General features: G+C 57.4%; 15 protein-coding genes. 3 read left to right on the forward strand and 12 right to left on the reverse strand.

The window, feature by feature from the left end; genetic code table 11:
• Nucleotides 1-152: 152 nt before the first annotated feature.
• From KB449_RS20450 to KB449_RS20460, 3 genes are all read right to left on the reverse strand, one after another.
• A complete protein-coding gene (locus KB449_RS20450; protein WP_282910130.1) occupies nucleotides 153-3,440 on the reverse strand; it encodes an alpha-L-rhamnosidase in 3,288 nt (1,095 codons plus the stop codon).
• A gap of 22 nt (nucleotides 3,441-3,462) precedes the next feature.
• Nucleotides 3,463-5,460, reverse strand: coding sequence for a hypothetical protein (locus KB449_RS20455; RefSeq protein ID WP_282910131.1), 1,998 nt, complete (start codon nucleotides 5,458-5,460; stop codon nucleotides 3,463-3,465).
• A gap of 216 nt (nucleotides 5,461-5,676) precedes the next feature.
• Nucleotides 5,677-6,510 (reverse strand): phytanoyl-CoA dioxygenase family protein, encoded by an 834-nt coding sequence (locus tag KB449_RS20460; protein ID WP_282910132.1) that lies wholly within the window; start codon nucleotides 6,508-6,510, stop codon nucleotides 5,677-5,679.
• A gap of 138 nt (nucleotides 6,511-6,648) precedes the next feature.
• Here KB449_RS20460 and KB449_RS20465 point away from each other — a divergent pair, with 138 nt between their 5' ends.
• Nucleotides 6,649-7,533 carry a helix-turn-helix transcriptional regulator gene (locus KB449_RS20465; protein WP_282910133.1) on the forward strand — a complete coding sequence of 295 codons (885 nt, stop codon included), beginning with the start codon at nucleotides 6,649-6,651 and terminating at the stop codon, nucleotides 7,531-7,533.
• A gap of 6 nt (nucleotides 7,534-7,539) precedes the next feature.
• Here KB449_RS20465 and KB449_RS20470 read toward each other — a convergent pair whose 3' ends face one another.
• The 7 genes from KB449_RS20470 to KB449_RS20500 all read right to left on the reverse strand — a co-directional run bounded on the left by KB449_RS20470 (nucleotide 7,540) and on the right by KB449_RS20500 (nucleotide 17,150).
• The gene (locus tag KB449_RS20470; RefSeq protein WP_282910134.1) at nucleotides 7,540-9,093 is read right to left on the reverse strand and encodes a response regulator transcription factor; all 1,554 of its coding nucleotides are present in this window, start codon (nucleotides 9,091-9,093) and stop codon (nucleotides 7,540-7,542) included.
• Between the two features lie 40 nt (nucleotides 9,094-9,133).
• Nucleotides 9,134-10,951: a sensor histidine kinase gene (locus KB449_RS20475; RefSeq protein WP_282910135.1), complete on the reverse strand. Its 1,818-nt coding sequence runs from the start codon at nucleotides 10,949-10,951 to the stop codon at nucleotides 9,134-9,136.
• A 137-nt stretch (nucleotides 10,952-11,088) separates the two neighbouring features.
• Nucleotides 11,089-12,090, reverse strand: coding sequence for a zinc-dependent alcohol dehydrogenase (locus KB449_RS20480; RefSeq protein ID WP_282910136.1), 1,002 nt, complete (start codon nucleotides 12,088-12,090; stop codon nucleotides 11,089-11,091).
• Nucleotides 12,091-12,116: 26 nt separating this feature from the next.
• On the reverse strand, nucleotides 12,117-12,881 hold the full coding sequence (locus KB449_RS20485; protein ID WP_282910137.1) for an SDR family NAD(P)-dependent oxidoreductase: 765 nt from the start codon (nucleotides 12,879-12,881) through the stop codon (nucleotides 12,117-12,119).
• A 24-nt stretch (nucleotides 12,882-12,905) separates the two neighbouring features.
• Nucleotides 12,906-15,722, reverse strand: a complete 2,817-nt coding sequence (locus KB449_RS20490) for a glycosyl hydrolase (RefSeq protein ID WP_282910138.1) — start codon at nucleotides 15,720-15,722, stop codon at nucleotides 12,906-12,908.
• A 68-nt stretch (nucleotides 15,723-15,790) separates the two neighbouring features.
• Nucleotides 15,791-16,507, reverse strand: a complete 717-nt coding sequence (locus KB449_RS20495; RefSeq protein WP_282910139.1) for a FadR/GntR family transcriptional regulator — start codon at nucleotides 16,505-16,507, stop codon at nucleotides 15,791-15,793.
• A gap of 148 nt (nucleotides 16,508-16,655) precedes the next feature.
• On the reverse strand, nucleotides 16,656-17,150 hold the full coding sequence (locus KB449_RS20500; RefSeq protein WP_282910140.1) for a YhcN/YlaJ family sporulation lipoprotein: 495 nt from the start codon (nucleotides 17,148-17,150) through the stop codon (nucleotides 16,656-16,658).
• A gap of 151 nt (nucleotides 17,151-17,301) precedes the next feature.
• On the opposite strand from KB449_RS20500, the gene KB449_RS20505 reads away from it, so the two are divergent.
• Nucleotides 17,302-17,613 (forward strand): hypothetical protein, encoded by a 312-nt coding sequence (locus KB449_RS20505; protein WP_282910141.1) that lies wholly within the window; start codon nucleotides 17,302-17,304, stop codon nucleotides 17,611-17,613.
• Between the two features lie 39 nt (nucleotides 17,614-17,652).
• A complete protein-coding gene (locus KB449_RS20510) occupies nucleotides 17,653-18,336 on the forward strand; it encodes a class F sortase (RefSeq protein WP_282910142.1) in 684 nt (227 codons plus the stop codon).
• A 111-nt stretch (nucleotides 18,337-18,447) separates the two neighbouring features.
• Here KB449_RS20510 and KB449_RS20515 read toward each other — a convergent pair whose 3' ends face one another.
• Nucleotides 18,448-19,353: a fumarylacetoacetate hydrolase family protein gene (locus KB449_RS20515; RefSeq protein ID WP_282910143.1), complete on the reverse strand. Its 906-nt coding sequence runs from the start codon at nucleotides 19,351-19,353 to the stop codon at nucleotides 18,448-18,450.
• Complete coding sequence (locus KB449_RS20520) at nucleotides 19,350-20,690, reverse strand: aspartate aminotransferase family protein (protein WP_282910144.1); 1,341 nt, start codon at nucleotides 20,688-20,690, stop codon at nucleotides 19,350-19,352. Before KB449_RS20520 ends, KB449_RS20515 begins: the two co-directional genes overlap by 4 nt.
• Nucleotides 20,691-20,747: the final 57 nt, after the last annotated feature.

Genomic DNA, 20,747 nt, shown 5'->3' on the forward strand with positions numbered 1-20,747 from the left:
CTTTTCAGCTTTCGGTCAACGTTGCAGCATGCCTCTCCTCCCAAGCCCGGTCGGTCAATTGCGCCGACTGCCCCTTCATTTTACTGTGTTAACATTCCCTTGATATATAGAAAAACGTACAGGCTCTTCTTGAATATTGAACGCAAGTATAATCAGCCGCACGCAAAACGGTAAGTGCCCGATCCGACCTCCAGCTGCCAATAGCGCTCGTCTTCGCCGACGATCCGGACGCCATCTGCCGCCTCCGCGTCTTGGCCGTTTTCCGTCAGCTTCCCGCTCCCCGCCTTGGGTACGTAGACGAGAGCCGACGTATTGACGGGCACCGTTACTTCGTGGACAAGCCCCTCCGCGGTGGTTTGCCACGACGATCCGAGCCGTCCCCGGACCGTCTCGATCGTGGCGCTCGCGAACGTCATATCGCCCAATATATACGGCTTGATGACGCTCGTCTTATAGCCGCCTGGCATCGTCTTGATGCCTGCGAGATGCTTGAAGAACCAATCGTCGATCGTGCCGAGGAAATAATGGTCGTAGGACCGCGTCTTCGACTCCCACGCTTCCCAGAAGGAGGTGCCGCCTTCCGCCAGGCAATAGCCCCAGCTCGGGAACGTCTCCTTCGTCGCGAGCGTATAAGCGACATCGCCCCGGCCGTGCTCGGTGAGCACCGGCGCCAGATACTTCGTGCCGAAGCAGCCCGTGTCCAGATGTCCGTCCTTGCTCTCCATAATGTCGCGCGCCAGGCGTTCGACGACGCGATCGATCTCGCCCTCCGGCGCGATGCCGAATGCCACCGGAAGCACGTTGGACGTCTGCCGGTAGCCGGCCTCGATCTCCGTGTGGTACTCGGCGCCTTCGCGATCGTATAACTTCTCGTTTGTCGCTTCAGCCAGCCGTGCCTGCGCGTCCGCGAAATAAGCGGCGTCCTCCGGCTTGCCCAGCACGGCGGCGATTTGCGACATCAGCGTACAGCTGTAGCAGACGTATGCCGTCGCCAACAGCGTGCCGCCCTCAGGGCCGATGAACGGACCCGGCACGGCCCAATCCGCATAGCTCTCGTCCGAGCTTAAGCCGTCCTTCAGCCTGTCCAGCTCGTACTGCATGTAACGCTTCATGCCGTCGTAATGCTTGCGCAGCGTCTCCTTGTCCCCGTAATATTCGTACAGCGTCCAAGGCACGATGAGGAAGGCGCTCATCCAGGCAGGCGTCGGCGTCAGGTACAGGAACGGTCCGGGGCAGGTATGGGCGACTTCGCCTCCCGGCTGCTGCGAATCGGCGATGTCCTGCGTCCACTTGGCGAAAAAGGCGGACATATCGAAGTTCATCGAAGCGCAATCCGCAATCGCTTGCCCGTCGCCCGTCCAGCCTCTTTTCTCGTGGAACGGGGTATCCGTCGGAATGCTGTGGAAGTTGTTGAGCAGCGTATTTTTCATGGCCTGATGAATGCGGTTCAACAAGTCGTTCGAGCTGTCGAAGGCGCCGATTGTCGTGAGATCGTTATGGAAAACGCGGGCTTCGACGGACACCGGCTTCACGGCGCTCTCGATCTGGATGTAGCGGAAGCCCTTGTAGCTGAACTTCGGCTCCCAGGTCTCGATGCCGTCGCCGCCCGCGATGTACACGTCCTCCTGCGGATTTTCCCAGAACTGATGGTCGTAGCCTTCCTTCCATATATCGAGCGAGCCATTCTCGCGTTGAATCTCTCCGTAGATAAGCTTCACGCTCGTGCCTCTGGGCGCCTGCACCGTCAGCCTGGCCCAGCCCGCCGTGATGAGGCCGGCATCGTAGACGTAGACGTTCGGGGCCGGACTCGACAGGTACGCGCACGGAATGGTCTCTACGACGCGAATCGGGGGGACGAAGGCGGACTCGACGCTGCCGTCGTACGGCAGCATCGTATGGGCGGCCGTCCAGTCGCCGTCCTCGTAGCCCGCAAGCTGCCAGCCTGCGCGTTCCAGCCTGGCGTCGTACTTGTCGCCGTACCAGATGTTGTCGTCCACCGTCGGACCGTCCGCCGTCCGCCATGAGCCGTCGGTTGCGATCGTCTCGTTCGTGCCGTCCGCGTATTCGATCCGCAGCTGCGCCAGTACCTTCGGTTCGATCGTGCCCGTGGCGGGATCGGGACGGCTGAAGTTGTCGCCGATCCAGTCTTTGCCGTAGGCGTAATGACCGCGTCCGAGCTCAAAAGCGAGACAGTTCGGCCCTTCGCTCAGCAGCTCCGTGCCGTCGAACGTAATCGCGTACGTACGCTTGGGGAATTGCGTATAATCCGGCTGCAGCAGCCCGTCCCCGAGCCGCTTACCGTTCAGATGCGCTTCGAAGTAGCCCAGGCAGGCGACATGCAGCCTGGCGGACTTCACCGCCCGCTTCGCCCGGAATTCTTTGCGAAGCAGCGGCGCGGAGCCTCTGCGGCGAACGACGCCCCACGGCGCGTCGCCGTAAGACGCGATCGTCCGCGACGGCGCCCAGGCGGCATCGTCGTGATCGGCAAGCTTCCAGGCCGGCGCCGTCGCATCCGTCGCATCCGCCCCGGCCGACACGCGCCACGTCTCGTCCGTCAGGATCGTCTCGACCGTGCCGTCGTCATAGCCGAGCTCGAACTTGCCGATAATCCCCGCCTCGCCCGACTCGGTATGCTCTACGATCCATGACAGGACGTTGTCTCCGTCTCTCAGCTTGGCGGTAAAGTCGATATAGACGAACGGGGACGTCCAATCCTGCTTCCAGCGCGTATTGAGCTTCGCGATCGTGCTCCCGTTCACGAAGACGGTGAACCGCGATCCGCCCGTGCCATGGAACAAGGCATAGCGAACCGTCCGGCCCGCCGGCACCCGGAAGGATTTGCGGAAATGGACGAGGCGGGGGGATTCGCCGGCGGCACTGTTAACCGGACTATCGGCGGCAGGGTCGGCGGAGGTCTCGCCGGCAGGGTTGTCCGTAGAACTCTCTGCCGAGTTGTCCGCAGCATTGTCCGAAGAGATATCGTCCGAGTTGTTCGACGAAAGGTCTAGAGCATGCCACGCCCACTTCGCTCCCGTCAGCGGATCGGGTCCCGTATCGCCGCCGATCCACTCGGCCGTCCACTCTTCAGGCCGCAGCAGTCCCGTCTCGAACCACGCGGGAGCGCTCCATTCGGAAGCCCGGCCGTCTTTGTCCCAGGCCATCGCCTTCCAGTAATACCGGCTTCCCGATTCCAGCGGCTTGCCCGCATAGTGAAGCTGCAGCGTTTCGTCGGATTCAACCTTGCCGCTGTCCCAGCATTCGCCCGCTTCGCGGCCGAGCCGCTCCTCGTCGCGATCGACGACGATCCGGTACGCGGTCTGCCGCTCGCCGCGCCGGTCAGATGCCAGCTTCCAGCCGAACAAAGGCTGCGTGCTGCCGATCCCGAGCGGATTAACGGTATTATCTGTCTTTAATTCGTAAAGCTTCAGCTTGTCGCTCATAAGGTTCACCTCGCGAGTCGTCTTATTTCGTATAGAAAATCCGGCTCTGCCAAACGCCGACATTGTCTACGGACAGCGTCGGAAGCTGTCCTTCGACCATGTGCGCGACGCCCGCTTGATGCTTGACGCTCGTGCCGTCCTGCAGCAGCTCATAGATGTCCTTGCCGGCAGTCTGCGGATAGCCGAGCTTGACCTCGAACGGTCCGGTCTCGTCGTACGAAGCGTTCAGCAGCAGGATCAGCCAGTCGCGCTCGTCCGCCGCATACTTGACGAACGGGACGACACGCAGCGTTTTATCGATGTAGGCCGGAATATGGCCGTCCGTCAGCCAGTCGCCGATGCAGAGCAGCTGCTTGCGCTTGAAGCCGGAGTGAATCATCTGCCATGGCGCATACCCTTGAACGGCGACCCGGCCGCCCCATTCGTTCTCGAATACCGTCGACACGGGTCCCAGCTCGTCTTTCGTATAGCTCACGAGATTGCTGAGCACCCTTGTCTTGCCGCTTGTCGGCTTCAGCTCGTAGGCGACGCCTTTTTTCATCGAAAACCGGACGTCTCGCTGCTCGCCGGCGTCATCTCCGTTCAGCGGATCGTCGGTCAGCATCTCCGTCACGCCGTTATCGTACGTCCGCACGATCTCTGCGCCGCAGTATTCGCCAAGTCCCCTGGCCGTCACAATTTCAAGCGATTTGCCGTCCATCAGTACGCCGCCGCGAAGCATCTCCCGAAGCTCCTCGGTCGTATAGCCTTCCGCCGCGTTCTCGCTCAAGATCGTGCCGCGAGCCTCCGCCGCGTTCATGGACAGCGGGAAGCCGATCTCGCTCAGCGTATAGAAGTTCAGGCTGTTGTCGACGGACAGGCTGTCGAACCAGTTCCCGTTGTCCACCGTCCTTCTCGCCTCGTGAAGGTGGGACAGCGCCGGGTACATGCCGCCCGTCCCGTATGCGCCCGCGATCCGTTCGATTTCGGCCCAGCGGGGCCGGATCGCCGCGATCGCGTCCATCAGCTCGTGGTATTCTTCCAGCGAGCCCAGCTCTCCCCTCAAAGCGTCGAAGGCTACGCCGTTGCATCCCGATACGATGGCGGCCGTGCATTCCTCGATCGTGATGCGAACCGACTTGGACAAGCGATGAAAGGGAAAGTTCTCGAGTTCATACTGGATGTCATTGACGAATTCGGGATAATGCGCGATCTGCCGGTTGATCTCATGCGCCTTGCGCACGAGTCCGAACGGCTTGGCATCGTCGAAGAAACCGCCGCCGGGCCTCGCTCTGCGCGCCTTCAGCGCGGAGAACCAGCCCGCATAGTCCACGCCCGTGTAAGTGGAAATGCCGAGACTGACCGTCATGAGGCCAAGCTCGATGCCGTCGTCCACGCGATGCACCGCTTCTTCGATATGCGCGAGCAGCCGCTCGATCGATTCGGCGTTTTGCCGCACCCAGCGATCCCGCGTCTCGCCGCCGTCCGGGGCGTTCAATACGTCGACCAGTTGCTCGCGCGAGAACGACGTGCCGTGCTTCCGGTTATAGATGTCGATACAGGTCGGGCAGAAGCAGGCATAATCGGTCGATCCGAGACCGAACATGCGAATGTCGTCGTCGACCCAGACGAACGAAGGCCCCGCTTCCGCGACGAGCGTGTACTTGCGGGCGATGTATTCGCGGAACGGTTCCGAATTGGGGCAGAAGGTGCTTTTGGAGGTCAAACCGTCCCGCCCGACGGTCCCCTGGAACGGGACGGCGGGCAGCCAGTCCCACGCTTCGTCGAAGTGGCCGAGCGTCGCCAGCATGTTGATGCCCACGTTGTCGAAGCCGCTCGCGCGCAGCCGCGTCAGCCGGTCCTTCATGATGCGGCACAGCTCGCCGAACCAGTCGAGCGGGTTGTAGCCTTGGTGCCAATATTCGGTGAATAGCATGATTTCGTCTACGGCGTCGCGGTGCTTTTGCAAAAAGTCGAGCAATTCCCTGAATCTTTCCTCCGATTCGTACCGGGGAACGAGAATGCGGAAGCTGAGTTTCATCGGGGATACCGCCTTTTTTATAGGTTTATGGGTGGTTGTTTGATTCTGCGCGCACCCATTCCGCGCCCATTCATTGTAGAACCGCTTTCATCCGCGAGGAATAGAAAATCGTCCTGCCGCGTCTTCAAATATGTACGCTTTTGACGCATGCGAAAACGGCCCCGGACGATAGAAATCTATCATTAGGGCCGTCATTCTAAGCGACTCGCTTATGCCTCATTTATAAAGCGTGCTGTACACGATCGGGAAGTGCTCGCCCTCCATCAGTTCGCCTTTTTCCACCGTCACGTAGGGAAGCATGGGATGCTTGCTGGTCGGCTCGTACCTGGTATGGCCGGGCATATAATGGACTGCGATCGCGCGCCGCTTCAGCTCCGACTTGTTGTGCGGGCTGCCATGCCAGGTGAGGCTGTGGTGATAGCCCACTTGTCCTTTCTTGATCTCAAAGGGAACGGCTTCGACAACCGCCTCGGCCGGCAGCAGGTCGGGCTGCTTGTGGTAAGGCTTGAAGTCCTCCGTGCTCGCGAGATACTTTTGTTGATCTCCCCATTTATGGCTGCCGGGCACCATCCACATGCAGCCATTCTCGATAACGGCGTCGTCGAGCGCCACCCACGCGCTCACCAGGTCCGCCGGCTGGAGGATCGGCCACAGGGGATGATCCTGATGCCAGGGAGTCGGCCCGCCCGTGATCGGCGGTTTGTACTGGATCTGGTCGTGCCAGACGCGTACGGTATCCGTCTTGCACAGCTGGGCGATCTCTTCGCATATGACCGGATGGGCCGCATGCTGCAGGTAGGCGTCGCTGGCCATCCAGATATTGACGATCTGCACGACCTTGTCGCTGACGCTTTTTTTCATCCCTTTATATAAATTGTCAGCTTCCTCTTCGCGCATGTTGTGGTTGAGGACCGGCTTCTTCACCGATTCGCCCGCCATCACGCAGTCCAATTCTTCCCGCAGGCGTTCGACCTCCGCATCGCTTAGCACGACATCTCCCTTTATAAACCCGTTCCTCTCGAATTCCGCCAACCGGCTTGCGTTCAACATAGTCCTTGCACCTCTCCCTGTCCTTCAATATGATGTTGGTGATAGCGCTATCTTACCAACCCGGAGAGATCCTGTATTTCCCGAAAACCAACAATCATTTGTGTTTTTTTAATCGATATGAAGGCGGGAGGCCGACCTATGCAGATGCGTGAAGTGCCGCTCGACCGGATGATGCCTGCCGTCAACTTCGCGAACAGAAGCTCGGCCCGCGCCGGAGAGAATTGGGGACACCGGATCATTCCCGATTATCAATTGTTCTACGTTGTATCGGGTCGCGCCGAGTTCAGGGCGGGAGATCGCGTCCATACGATAAGCGAAGGGGAATTCGTCTACTACGGTCCCGGATGCCCCACTTTCCTGTCGGTGACCGAACCGACTGACTTTTTCAGCCTCCACTTCCATTGGCATCGGGACAGTCCCGAACCCGTTCACCCCGGCCACGCGGTTCGCTTTGTGGAAGCGGGCATGTCTTGCAGAGAAATCGAAGCCCTGACGCTGCGGGGCGCAAATTTAGGCGATGCCGTCATGCCGACCGTAGCCTCCGTATCCGGACTGGAGCCGATTCTGACGCGGATGGTCCGGGAATATGAGCAAGAGCAAATCGGATATGCGTTCGCGCTTCGCGCGCTGATGATGCAGGCGATTACGCTCATTTTCAGGCAGCTGATCGCCGGAAACGGCCGTCGCGCGAAGGACAACCGAATCGAGCTTGCGATCCAAGCCATTCAAGGCCAGCCCGGCAACAACTGGTCCGTCTCCGAGCTGGCCGAGCTGTGCGGCTATCACCCGATTCATTTCTCCAAACTGTTCAAGGAAGAAGTCGGTCTCGCCCCCAAGCATTACATCATCAGCGAGCGGGTCCGTCTCGCCAAGGCGGCGCTGCTGCATGGCGAGAAGATGAGCTCGATCTCGCTGAGACTGGGCTTTACGAGCATTCATTACTTCAGTCATCAATTCAAACTGATCACCGGGCTGACGCCATCGGAATTCCGGATGAACGGAAGCGCCGGCGAACAAACGTGATGAAGGTTATCCGCCGGACCGGGTCAAGCTTTCACGATAGCGGGTCGGACTCATCTCTGTCACCGTCTTGAAGACGTGGCTGAAATAGTTCTGATCCGTATAGCCGACGATCTCGGCGATTTCCTTGTTCAGCATTTTCGGATAATCCCGCATCAGGTCCTGCGCGATTTTCATGCGAAGCGCGGTTAAATATTCGACATAGGATTTGTGGCTGTAATCGCGAAAAAGATTGCAAATGACCGTCCGCGACACATGGAACTGGTCGGTGAGCGTCTGCAGCGAGAGCGGTTGTCCGATATTGGAGGCGATGTACATCTCGATCTTGTCGAACAATTGCCTCGCGTCCCCGTCCCCGGAGCCCTCGCCCGCGAACTGGAACGCGCTGTCCAGCATCGTGAAGAACGCTTCCTTGAGCTCGCCGAACGTGCGGCAGGTATCGACGAGCTCCTCGATCCGCGTCTCCAGCGTTTTATATTGCGACACGGACGAGGTCCGGTATTGCTGCTCGAACAAGTGGACGATCCGCTTGAGGTTGATCTCTGCGATCATGCTCGTGCAATCCTGCTGCTCCCAGTTGTCGAACAGGCCCGAGATCGAGCGCTTCAAGCCGGGCACGTCCCGCTTCTGCAGCAGCAGGACGAACCGCTTCTCGTCGGTCGCGGAGAATTGGGCGGCAGGCTCCTTGAACTCGGCTTCCAGAGCGACAATACGAGGCTTGCCGATGACGATCCGTTCGGACAGCGCGACGTAGAGCCGCTTGTGCAGGGAGCGGATGTCTTCGAGCTGTTCGAACGGGTTGCTGTAGACGATCGTCGGAAGGACGCCGTCGCGCGCACAGCACTGCTGGGTCGCCTCGAGCAGCTGCCTGAATCTGTCCGGATTCAGGTCGAGCAATCCGAAAATGAGCAGGAGCGACTTGCGGTCGTCGGAAGGCAGGAACCAGCTGCGCTCCCGCTTTTCCATGCGCTCGCCCAGCTCGCGGCGCATCGGCTCAAAATCGAAGTCGCTCTTCGGCATCAGCAATCTGACGTCGTACAGCGCTTCGACGTTCTGAATGAGCAGCATCCGATAGCCCGCGAATGGAAAGATCGCCTGTACGGCGCCGTTTTCGAACGCCCCCTCCAACGCCCCGCTCAAAATGCCGTGCAGTAGCTCCCTCGATCTGTTGTAGCTGTGATTCCGGTTCATATCCAGCAGCTTGAGCAGCACTTCGCGCAGCGCCGCCGTATCGACCGGCTTGAGCAAATATTCCACTACGTTCGCCTTCATCGCTTCGCGCGCGTATTCGAACATCGGGTAGGCGCTGATGACGACGACGTGAACGGAAGGCCAGCGGACTTGAATCGCCTTGGCCAGCTCGATGCCGTTCACGGCGGACATCTGGATGTCGGTGAATACGGTGTCCGGGTTCGTCAGCGGCATTTGCTCCAGCGCGGATTGTCCGCTGTAGCATTCGGAGACGATCTCGAAGACGGTGCCGAGCTGCTCGCTTAGCTGCAGCATGCGCGCTTTAAGTTTTTCAATGGAGAATGGATCGTCGTCTACCAGCATGATGCGCATGCGCATTCCTCCTTAAGTTGAATCCGAAGCCGCGGCAGGCTTACCGTCTAAGAGGCCCTTGCAAGCGGATGCGGACGCCCGAAGCGTCCTCCCGGTTGGCGATCTCGTACGTGAAGTTGTCCTTGAACATGAATTTCAGCCGGCCCATCGAATTGGCGACGCCCATGCCGCCCTGGGACATCCCTTCGCCTTCCGCACTGGAGAGCATTTGCCGGAGATAGTCCTCGACCTTCGCGATGACCTTGGCCAGCCGCTGCTCCGAAATGCCGACGCCGTTGTCCTCGATCTGGATGACCCAATAGGCGGATTCGGTATAAGCGCTGACGACGACCTCGAGGCCGTTCGCGGATCCGTCGAACCCGTGCTGAATGCTGTTCTCGACGAGCGGCTGGAGGATGAGCTTGGGCACGACGAGATTGGTCAGCATCGAATCCACCTCGATCCTGTACTGGAGCTTGTCCACGAAGCGGATTTTCATCAGCTCCAAATACTGAATCGTAAACGCGATCTCCTTCTCTAGCGTAATGATCGGGGATTGCGTGGAGATCGAGTAGCGGAAAAAGCCGAGCAAATTCTGACTGAGCGCGCTCACCTGATCCAGATTGCGATCCTCCGCGCTGGACTGGATGAACCCAAGCATATTGAATAGAAAATGCGGGTTGATCTGCGCCTGAAGCATATCGAAATGCGCCTGCAGCTGCAGCGTGCGAAACCGGACGGTATCCTCCAGCGAATTTTTCAAACGCTCGCTCATGTTGCGGAAGGAACGGTTGATCAGGTGAATCTCGTCCATCTCGTACTTGTTGTCCATGCCCGGCTGCTCGTCGCTCTCGTCCAGGCTGATCCGGTCGAGCGAATTCTTCAGCTGCTTGAGCGGCCGGGTCAGGATTCTCGATAAAATATAGAAAAGCGCAACCGAGATCAGGATTAGAAGGAGCATGGCCGCGATCGCGACGTTGCGGAAATTGACCAGGGATGCAAAGACGACCTTCTTGGGAACGGTCAGCATGACGGTAAAATCGGATTTATCGTTCGATTTGTTGAAAACGTACTGTTTATCCCCGAACGACGTCTCCATGTGCGGATATTTCTCCCCGGAGGACCGCTGCTTCAACCGGTTGTATTCCAGCCGCTGTGCCTGCGTAAGTCCGTTTTCGCCGCTGTCGGTCGAATAAATAATCGCGTCTCCGAAAAAAAGGTTCAGCTGTGCGCCCTTGATCTGGTTAAGCGTCTCTAAATCCACGAGCGCATCAGCCTTCACCATAACCTCGAGCATGCCGGCCCTCGTCTCCCATGGCAGCAGCATCCGGCTGAAGACGAACACGGGCCAGTCGTTCGCCGCATTCCACGGATCGCGCGGCTCGTAGCTTAGCAGCGTCTCCCCGTTGGTGGCCGCGATTCGCTTCAGCTCTTCGTACTGCTCGTACGAGCCGACGGAGGTGCGATCGTCCTCGCTGTCGGAGATCAGGTCTCCCTCCATCGTGAACAGGCGAATGTTGACGGCGTCCGGGTACACCGTAGACAGCATGGTGACGAAGCTTTTGAGCGCGCCCCTCATCTGGTAACGCTCGTAGAAGTCCTGGGAGCTCGCAAGTCCGTTCAAATAGTTGACGGCCGGACTGTCGTTCGTGATCGACGACCAATACAGCAGCTTGCTGAGGACATCGAACTGGTTGACGCGCTCGTCCAGCCGGTCCTTGATTTTCGAGACCGTCTCGTCGAATCTGGAGATCGTGTTTTTCTCGATATTGTTTTGCAGGTAGACGTACATCGGCGTGCAGACCAACAGAATGATCGCAACCACAATGAGCGAATACGTCAGGAAAAATTTCGTGTGCAGACTGTTCCAAAACCGCATGCCGCTGCATCTCCTCCCAAGCTCGCTTCACCTGGCGGTTCATATGGAATTGCGCCCATTCTATCACGTCAGCGCCGGCCGCACCACCTGTTCCAATGATAGGGTTTGATCCTCCAAAAGCCTGAAAATTTCCCGATTCAGGGCTTCAAAAAAATTTTGGAAAAAGCGCTTTTGCCCTCGGACAGCTCGCGAAATGCAGCCGGCCCCTCCTCCAGCGAACGTGTCTGCGTCCAGCCCTCGATTCCAACCTTTCCGCGCACCAACAGCGCGACGGCTTGCTGAAAATCTTCATGGGAATACGTATAAGAGCCGATCAGCGAGATCTCTTGTCTCACCAGATGATTCATCGGCAGCTCCGACTTGCCGTGGCCCAGCCCTACCATGATGACCGAGCCGCCCGGATCCACCAGGTTCATCGCCTGCTCTCTTGTCGCCTGCACGCCGACGCAATCGATCGCGACCGGGATCCCTCGCGGGAAGAGCGCTTCGCGCCGGTCCTCGATCTGCACCGGAGAGAGACCGATGGCGCCTAGTTTCTCGGCATGCGCAAGCCTCGCCGGCTGAAGATCGAGGACAACGATGTTGCCGGCCCCCATCTGCCGGGCGGCTGCCACGCACAGCAGTCCGATCGGTCCCGCGCCGTAAATGAGCAGATCGTCAAGCGGCCGGAAACCAAGCTTGATCGCATGGATCGCGACGGCTAACGGCTCGGCCAGCGAGGCCAGAGAAGCGTCCATCTCCTGCGGCACCCGAATCACGTTCTCGCCGGGTACCGCGACGTAATCCGCAAAAGCGCCGGGCCGATGGATACCGACAATCTTGCGATTGCGACAGATGTTGTAAGCGCCTCGTTGGCAGCTCGCGCAGGTACCGCAAGCGATCAGCGGGTTAACGACGACTTTGTCCTCCAGCGATAGCCCTTTCGCCTGATCCCCCAGCCCGGCGATTCGTCCGCAAAACTCGTGCCCCATGACCAGCGGCGGCACGCGAACGCTGCTGTGGCCCAGATAGCCCTCCAATTCGCTGCCGCAGATGCCCACGCTCTCTACCCTGACGAGCACTTCGTTCGGCCCGATGCCCGGCACATCGACTTCCTCAAGCGTCAGCTTTTCCGGTCCTTGGTAGATTAATGCCTGCATGCTTCCACTTCTCCCGTCTGTCATGGCTATTTGGCCAGATACCCGCCGTCGACCATCAGATCTTCGCCGGTGATGAAGGATGCGTCGTCCGATGCGACGAAGGCCACGACGCCCGACACCTCTTCCGCCGTTCCTTGCCGGCCCAGAATATGAAGCTGCGAGATGCGCGCGTTCTCCTCTTCCGGGTCGATTCCGAGCTGGACACAGCTGTTCTCGAACGCCTCTGTGCGGATGTAGCCCGGACAAACGCTGTTCACGCGAATGTGGAAGGGGCTCAAATCGATCGCCCAGCATTTCGTTAATCCGCGAATCGCGAATTTGGTCGCATTGTACGTCGCAAAGCTGCTTTGCCCGACAAAGCCGCTGACAGAGGACAAATTCACGATGGCGCCCCCGCCCGCCTTCTTCATGAGCGGCAAGCCATGCTGGGTAACGAGCGAGGTTCCGATGACGTTAACGTCCAAAATGGCTTTCCATTCCTGCGACGTCGCCTCAATGCCCTTCAAAATAAAGCGGGCCGCATTGTTGACCAGAATGTCGACCTGTTCCGACACTTCCGCCACGCGACGGAAGGCAGCCTCGATCTGCTGCTCGGCGGCGATATCCACCTGGACAAAATAAACGGGATTGCCCGTCGCTTGCCCGATGCTGTCGGCCGTTTCTTCGCCGTCCCGCTTCAGATCGAAGATCCATACGTTGCAGCCTTCCTCGCTCAGGCGTTGCGCAATGGCTCTTCCAAGCCCCTGCGCCCCGCCGGTCACGACGGCCGTCTTCCCTTTGAGTCCCCGCAAGGCGCTTCCCCCATCCCAGGTTGCTTATTCCGGCGTGACGATCTCCAGCGTCGCCTTCCCCGAAAGTCCGGAAGGCAGCGGCGCTTGAACCTGCTGTCTTTCTTTATGGGCGTACAGGCGCCTGTCGCGAATTTGCTTGATTTTTTCCGTAAAGTAAGGCCAGCTTTCAGATAGCGGACTGCTGGGCTTCGGCTCATCCAGCGCCGGATCGAGCATATGGTTGATCCATACGTTCGTGACCTTGATGCTCAGCGCATTTTCGCCTTCCGCGAGCCAATCCGTCACGTCCAGGCGTCTTGGCGCCTTCCAGAGCACGCCCGCGCTGCGGCCGTTCACGAACACCTCCGCGACCTCGCGGACATCCTCCAGATGCAGCCAAACGCGCTGATCCGCACGGAGCGCCGGTATCGTTACCTTTTTCTCGTAAAGCGCGCTGCCGCAGTAATATTGCACCTCCGCGAACTGCTCCCAGGTTTGCAGCCGCTCCAGCGCTTGCTCGAAGCCGGCTTCGGGAATGCGCAGCGTCCAGCGTTCCGAGATGTCCACGGTCCGGGCAGTCTGCCGCGCTTCCGGCAGCCCGCCGTTATCTTGAACGCCATTTGGCAAATCGGCCGCGGCCGGGAGCGCTTCACCGAATACCACCAGCAAAGACTGGAACGGTTCGAAGGCAAGCTCAATGCTTGCGGCTCCGCTCTCCGGCGAAAGCTGGATGCTGCGAAGCGTCCGGCGCGTCAACGGATCGAGCACGGTCGCGGATCGGCCTCCGTATTTAAAGCGAATCCGCGCCTGACGCTCTTCGCCGCTTACGTTCGCCAAAAAGTACACATGTCCGTCCTGATGAATGCGGTGCACGTAACCGACCGTCTGCGCTGCCTGGTTCTGGCCGCTTGCATCGCCCAACGATTCGATCTCGACGTCGGGAGCCTCGGCTTCCTTAAGCCGCGTCACCAATTGGTCTTCATTTTCGATAACGATCGTTTTCCCTTTTCCGACCGTCTTCCAGCGTCCGTCTTCCCGTTCGAACAGTCCTTGCATCAGCGTGTCGAGACGCCGGTTGTTCGACTCTCTGTCTTTGTAGCCCGGCGCCGTACGGGGACGCTCTGCGACGGCAATCAGCGTGCCGCCCTCGGATACGAATTCAAGCAGTTTGTCGGCGGTATCGAGCGGCAGTCGCGTGACGTAAGGCAGGATCACCACTTTGTAGCGGTTTGCGCCAAGGGCAAGCCCCGAGGCGGTCGCGGCAGACAGCTGCGTAACGGCCTCGTCATTCAGAAAATCGAAATAATAGCCCGACTTTTGCACGCGATTGACGAGGCTTTTCCCGATATGCTCCTCCAGCTTCATCGCCATATGCAGCTCGGCCAGCGGCATGGCGGACCAAATGTCGGCCTGCGGCAAATAGATCCCGACCTCCGCATAGCTCTCGCCGGCTTGCAGGAATGCGGATACCGTATGAATGTAAGCGGACAGAATCGGGTAATATTCCCACCACGTATTGTTATGCGAAATAAAGGAGGAAGCATAAAAGGCCCAGCCCGGCTTCCCTGCCGATTCCGGCGAGTAGGAATAGCCATGATTGACGATTTGATTGATGCCGTCGAGGAAAACCGCATCGACCGCCGCTTTCATCATCTCCAGCGTTTCCATAAATCGCGGCGAACGGAGCCAGGTGAACGTCTCGTTCGTGATCACGGCGCGACCGTACACATGACCGGCGGACGACGCCAGCCTGCGATGCACCGTGTTCACCTCGTACTTGTCGTTTGCGCCGAACGTCTCGCCTTCCGGATAGTCGGCAGCCGCGTAAGCCTGCAGGATGTCGCCCCAGGTGCCGTGCGCCTGGATTCTCGTTTTGACGCCTCTGGCGTGGCTCCATGCGGTAAAGTTGCGGAAGAAGTTGTCGATCGTCAATTCCGAAAACGTCTTGTAGTAGTCATAGCGGATATCCGCCGTAATCTCCCCGATATTCCCCCAGAGGGCCGGCATAAACGGCGTCAGCTCATAGCCTCTGCGCGCCGCGAATTCCTCGGGCAGTATCGCCGTCCAGTTATTGCCGCCGAGCTCGATCGAGTCGCAGAAGAAAGCGCGAATGCGCCCTCGCCCCAGCCTTTCCAGCAAGGGCTCGCCCAATTGCGCGAAGTAGAAGTCGGATACGTCCTTGCGGCAGTGGTCGATCGCATAGCCTTCCATCCCCGGCGCAGGGATGCCCACCTGCTGTTTATACATATTCGTAATGAAAACGTAGATCTTCCAGTGCCCTTCCGGAATGCTCACCTTGTTCATGCAGTGGCCCCACTGCCAGCCGTGCAGCCAGGTCGTGCCCAGATGCTCCGTGATATCCCGAAGCGTATCCGGGAGCAGCGCGCCGTTCTCGAACTTGCCCATGACCGCCTTGATCGGCTCGCCGGGAAGGATGGTCGTGAAGTCCTGCGCGAATTCGGTCGGTCCGATGAGATCGATTTGATACGGAATCAGAATCTCCGGCGCCATATCGAACGGAACGAACGGGCCGCCGAACGGCCAGCCGGAGCAGAGCGTGATATCGACGAAAAGTCCCAATTCCTCGGCCGTCGCAAGCGTATAATCGAGAATGTCCATAAATTCCGGCGAGTAATAAGTGCGGTTTTTGATTCCCTGCGCTTCGGAATCCTCCTGAAGGGGGTACGTAATCTGGATCTCGACGCCCCCCAGCCCCGCCTGTTGCATAAACGTAAGTTCGCGCCGAACCTCTTCTTTGGTTACGGCTGCGCCGTACCACCACCAACGCGTAAAGCCTTTCGCTTCCGTCGGCGGATTGTGCAGCCGTGTGAGACAATCGTCGATGTGTGAGATGATAGACACCTGCCAGTCTTTTATTTTGGATATTATTTGGGATCATTGTTATTTGGCGATCAATTGCTACTTGGCGGTCATTGGAACAGCTTTTCGTCCAGCCGGTCCAGATCGGCGCGAAGAATTTCAAAATGCTTGCGCATAAACCGCTTCGCCGATTTAACGTCGCCGTTTTTCATCGCGTCGAGAATTTGCCGATGGAGCGGCTCCGTGTCCCTCCCGAAGATCGGCGCGTCGACGACGTCGATGACATGATCGGCCCATAGATTTTCCAAATCCTCGATCGATTGGAACAGCTTCAGCAGCAGTCGATTGTTAGCGCCTTCATACAAGGTTTTATGAAACAGATAATCCTCTTGACGAGGAATTTCTCCCAGATTCCGCTTCCTGTCGTACTCAGTTATGATGGCTTCCAATTGTTCCAGGCACGCGCCGTGCCCCTGGCTTACAATCTGCTCAATCGCGTACTGCTCCATCATTTCCCGCAAATCCAGCATTTCCAGCAGCGATCTTTTTTCGTTCGAGACGCGCAGCTTGAGATCCGCGATCTCGCCGAGAATGGTCTTCTCCGCTCGAAGGTACATCCCGCTGCCCGGCCTGATTTCGATCATGCCATAGCCTTCAAGCTTCTTCATCGCTTCCCGGAACGAAGCTCTGCTGATTTGAAGCTGCTCGCAAAAAAAACGTTCGGGCGGCAGTCGATCCCCAGGACTAAGACCGTTATCCACGATATACTTCAGCACTTCCTCCGATATCGACTCGTGCAGCTTTTGCCGCTTTAATGGTTTAAGCAAGAACCCGTAGCTCCTATCCTGTTTAATTAGTAAGTTGTCTGACCAATTTATTGATAACATATTTGATTTTCGCTAAAGTGTCAATCGTTTTGTGCGCATCGTACGCAAAAAAAGAGGGAACTTCCAAATGGAGGTTCCCTCTTTCTGGTTACCGGAATGGCGCCGTAACCGTGTGGCCGATATCCCGCAGCAGCGTTCCGACATCTTCGGAGAAGTTGCGGACCGGATGCCCGTCTATCGGCTTCATTTGCGATTGAAGCGATCGAATGCGCGCATGATATTGCTTGTCGGACGTGACGTGCACGGTGTAGCCCGGTTCCGATCGCGCTACCGCTTCGCGCACTTGGTTCTCGACGGCCTTCGCATTCTCGCCGCGTTTGACGTCGATTCCGACGATGGCATCCCGGTTGTGTACGATGACGGTGGCTTTGCTCACGCCCTTGACCGTATAGACATGCTTGGCGATTTTGTCCGAAGCCGCCTTAACCGAGGAAGAATTTGCGCCTTCCTTCAAGACATTATGATCGTTCGAACCGACATTATGCTCGTAAGGCTTGACCGACTTCGTTTTCATTTGCCCGCAACCTGCCATCGACAAGACCAGCACGGCCGACAGGAACGAAACTCCAAGTGGTTTCAACAAGCTGTCTCACCTCCTGGCCTTAATATGCGCCGTGCGGCAGCCATTCATGCGGCAAAGGTGGAATCATTTCTCGCTTATCTCCTTCGGCGCGCTTGGAGATTATTAAATGGCGGGGCGGAAATATCCCCATCAAACTCTCGGGAGGTTCCACATGAAAAAAGCAGTTGCAGCGGTGTTGACAACATGTATGGTACTGACTGCAGGTTCGGCTGCGTACGCCGCAGCGCCTGTTGCCGAGAAGAAGCATGAACAAAAAATGCATGCGAAGTCTCTCCACGAAAAAAAGCTGCATCATAAAAAAATGCAGGAGCACAAGCTGAAGGCGAAGTCCAAAAAAGGACATATCATTACGCCAAAAGCTACGGGTAAGGCCAAAAGTCTTCATTCTAAGAGCTTGCGGGCCAAGGACGTTACGGAGCTGCCAAAAACGGGCTTCGGCGGCGCCAGCGAGCAAACGGAATAGAAATAAGGAGGGGTATGCGATGCCCCTCCTTTATCCTTTATGAAAATCATCCTAAAGCTCGCGGTCGTTATCGCGCTCGTTGCGGCCATGGCCGGTTGTTCCGCCGCTAAAGAAAACCAGGAAAGTCAATCTATAGATCGCCGTGACCATCCATTGCAGGAATTGAAATTCAGACCTTGCGATACAACCGATGCAACCGATGCAACCGAGGATATAGATATCATTCATAAACCGTTGGCCCTGCAAAAACCAAAGAGAACAAACACGATCGCTTCAAGTGGCATCGTCCCGGCCAGAATTTATATCCCTGCCATTGATTTGCACGCAGATGTCGCATCCGTAAGCGTCAATGATAACGGACAGATGGACGTACCCAAAGACGACAAAACCGTCGGATATCTATTAAATGGCGTATACCCAGGCGCGATCGGAAACGCAGTGATGGATGGACATTATGATAATTACAAAGGCGCCGCCGTTTTTTTTCATTTGAAGCGGCTTAGCAAGGGCGATATCGTCGTCGTTAAAAATAAAGACGGCGCGGCGATCGAGTTCGCGGTTGAATCGGTGCGGTCCTATAAAACCTCGGAAGCGCCGCTTTCCAGCATCTTCGGACCGTCAGACGAGGCCCGTTTGAACTTGATCACTTGCTCGGGAAAGTACAGCCGATCGAAGAAGGAGCATCAGGAAAGGCTGGTTGTGTATTCGAAAAGACTCGCGTGACAGCAAGCGCTTTAAACTTTATCCCGGAGCCGCTGCTTCGGTTTTTTTATGTACAGGCGTCGGAAAGTACAGCCTCTCGGCCTGAAGATGGATCTTGCTTCCTGTCAGCCGTCAGGCTTCAGCAACCACCCGGGTGGTCAACGAACCTAACTTATCGATGTCAATGGTGACGATATCGCCGTCTTTTAACCATACCTGCCGATCCTCCGGATAACCAAACACGACGCCTTCCGGCGTGCCGGTCAGGATGATATCCCCCGGCTCGAGCGTCATATGCCGCGACACGTAGCTTACGATTTCATCGCAATGGAAGATCATATCGGACGTATTGGAGTACTGACGCAGCTCGCCGTTGACGCTGCATTTGATCGTCAAATCGTTAGCGTTACCGACTTCGTCCGCTGTGACCAGATACGGTCCAATTGGACAAAACCCGTCACACGATTTACCAAGCAGCCACTGATTCGTTCGCATCTGCAGATCACGGGCGGACAAATCGTTAGCGCTGCAATATCCGAATACGTAATCAAGTGCCATCTCTTTCGTTACGTCCTTCACCTGGCTGCCGATGACGATGGCCAGCTCCGCTTCGTAATCCACCTTGGCGGATTCTTTCGGCAGCAGGACCTCTTGCTTGTGGCCTGTCAACGTATTATTGAATTTGTTGAACAGAATCGGAAATGTCGGAATCGGCATTTTGGATTCTTCGGCATGTTTCCGGTAATTGAGGCCGACACAGACGATTTTGCCCGGCTCTGTCACGCACGGCCCCCATGTCAATTCAGCTTCGTCGAGAAAAAGCGTATCCCGCTCTGCCGAAGCCATCGAACGGTCGACGAGAAACTGCAGTCCGGACACGGCTTCGGGGCCTCCCTTTATAGCAGCCATGACGGTCAGTGGCAGGTCGGCATCCTGTAAAGAGGTAAGGGCTATCGCATCGGAAACCGAAAGAACACCCTGGTGCGTATGAATTCCCAAAAATCGCTGGTGTCCTTTCATAAAAGTCAATAATTTCATAGCATCTCCTCCTCCCACGCCCGGTGCGGGAATAGCCGTTGCACTACAATCTTCAGCCGCTCCAGCGTTTCGTCGATATCCTTTTCCGTATGCGCGGCAGATACGTACCACAGACCGCTTGGCCGCAGCACGACGCCATGCCGAAGCGCCTCTTCCACGAACAGAGAATACCCCGCCGCATCTCTTTTCAAAAATTCGGAAAAATGACGAACTTCAGGCTGATCCGTGAACATGACGTGGAACACCGGTCCGAACGAGTTGATCGTATGCGCCACGCCGTGGCCCGCAAGCAGCGCTTTGAGCCCGCGAACGAGACGCTCCGTCATCTTTTCCATATGGCGGTATGCGGCTCCTTCATCCCGATTCAAGATGTCCAACGTGAGTATACCGGCCGATATGGACAACACGTTTCCATTAAGCGTCCCCATATGATTGACGACGCCTTGCGATATCAGATCCATGATCTCCCTGCGTCCGGCAACCGCGCTTAACGGGAACCCCCCGGCGATCGCTTTGCCCATCGTCACCAGATCCGCCTGAATGCCGAGACGCTCCTGCGCTCCGCCTGGGCTCACCCTGAATCCGGTAATGACCTCATCTAAAATAAATACAATGCCAAGGTCTCTTGTACGTTCGCGAATCCATTCCAAATACCCCGGCAGCGGATGGAGGCATCCAGAGTTGCACAAGACGGGCTCGGAGATGATGGCTGCAATCTCGTTCCCGCTCTTTTTAAGTACAGCTTCCAGCCGGTCTTTATCGTTCCAGGGGACGACGATAATGTCCTCAAGGGCATGCGCGCTTTGACCGTTCGTTCCGGCCAGTGCCGTCATGTCCGATGCCGAAACTTCCGCATTCATCGGAAATGCAGTGTAAATAACGTCCGACCATCCATGATAATGACCCTCGAACCGGATAACTTTGGATCGGCCGGTATACGCTCGCGCCAGGCGGATCGCGAGCATGACCGCTTCCGTCCCCGAGCCGCTGAAGGCGACTTTGTCTGCATTCGGAACGAGCTGCACGAGACGGCGGGACAACTCGATTTCGCCTCGGTGCTGCATGCCGAATTGCTGGCCGGCGGCCAAACGATGCGAGAGCGCTTCCAGCAGCTCCGAGTGCGAGTGTCCGAGAATGAGCGGGCCATATCCCAGGATGTAGTCGATATACTCATTGCCGTCCACATCGAATACGCGCGCTCCGGATCCGCTTTCCAGAAATAACGGAACCGGTTTCATCGCGGATCGCAGATTGCTGGCAACGCCCCCGCAAAGCGTTTCTTTCGATTGTTCATAAAGCGCATACGACTCGTCCATCGCGTAAGTATTCGTCTGCATGCCTTGCATGCCTCCTTAATAAGCAAGCGAATGCCTGCCGGTAAAAATAGATCGCCC

It is taken from the genome of Cohnella hashimotonis (assembly GCF_030014955.1).
Lineage (GTDB): Bacteria > Bacillota > Bacilli > Paenibacillales > Paenibacillaceae > Cohnella > Cohnella hashimotonis.

Coding starts and splice junctions, on each gene's coding strand:
- KB449_RS20450 (WP_282910130.1), bottom strand. CDS start 3,440: ATGAGCGACAAGCTGAAGCTTTACGAATTAAAGACAGATAATACCGTT.
- KB449_RS20455 (WP_282910131.1), bottom strand. CDS start 5,460: ATGAAACTCAGCTTCCGCATTCTCGTTCCCCGGTACGAATCGGAGGAA.
- KB449_RS20460 (WP_282910132.1), bottom strand. CDS start 6,510: ATGTTGAACGCAAGCCGGTTGGCGGAATTCGAGAGGAACGGGTTTATA.
- KB449_RS20465 (WP_282910133.1), top strand. CDS start 6,649: ATGCAGATGCGTGAAGTGCCGCTCGACCGGATGATGCCTGCCGTCAAC.
- KB449_RS20470 (WP_282910134.1), bottom strand. CDS start 9,093: ATGCGCATCATGCTGGTAGACGACGATCCATTCTCCATTGAAAAACTT.
- KB449_RS20475 (WP_282910135.1), bottom strand. CDS start 10,951: ATGCGGTTTTGGAACAGTCTGCACACGAAATTTTTCCTGACGTATTCG.
- KB449_RS20480 (WP_282910136.1), bottom strand. CDS start 12,090: ATGCAGGCATTAATCTACCAAGGACCGGAAAAGCTGACGCTTGAGGAA.
- KB449_RS20505 (WP_282910141.1), top strand. CDS start 17,302: ATGAAAAAAGCAGTTGCAGCGGTGTTGACAACATGTATGGTACTGACT.
- KB449_RS20510 (WP_282910142.1), top strand. CDS start 17,653: ATGAAAATCATCCTAAAGCTCGCGGTCGTTATCGCGCTCGTTGCGGCC.
- KB449_RS20515 (WP_282910143.1), bottom strand. CDS start 19,353: ATGAAATTATTGACTTTTATGAAAGGACACCAGCGATTTTTGGGAATT.
- KB449_RS20520 (WP_282910144.1), bottom strand. CDS start 20,690: ATGCAGACGAATACTTACGCGATGGACGAGTCGTATGCGCTTTATGAA.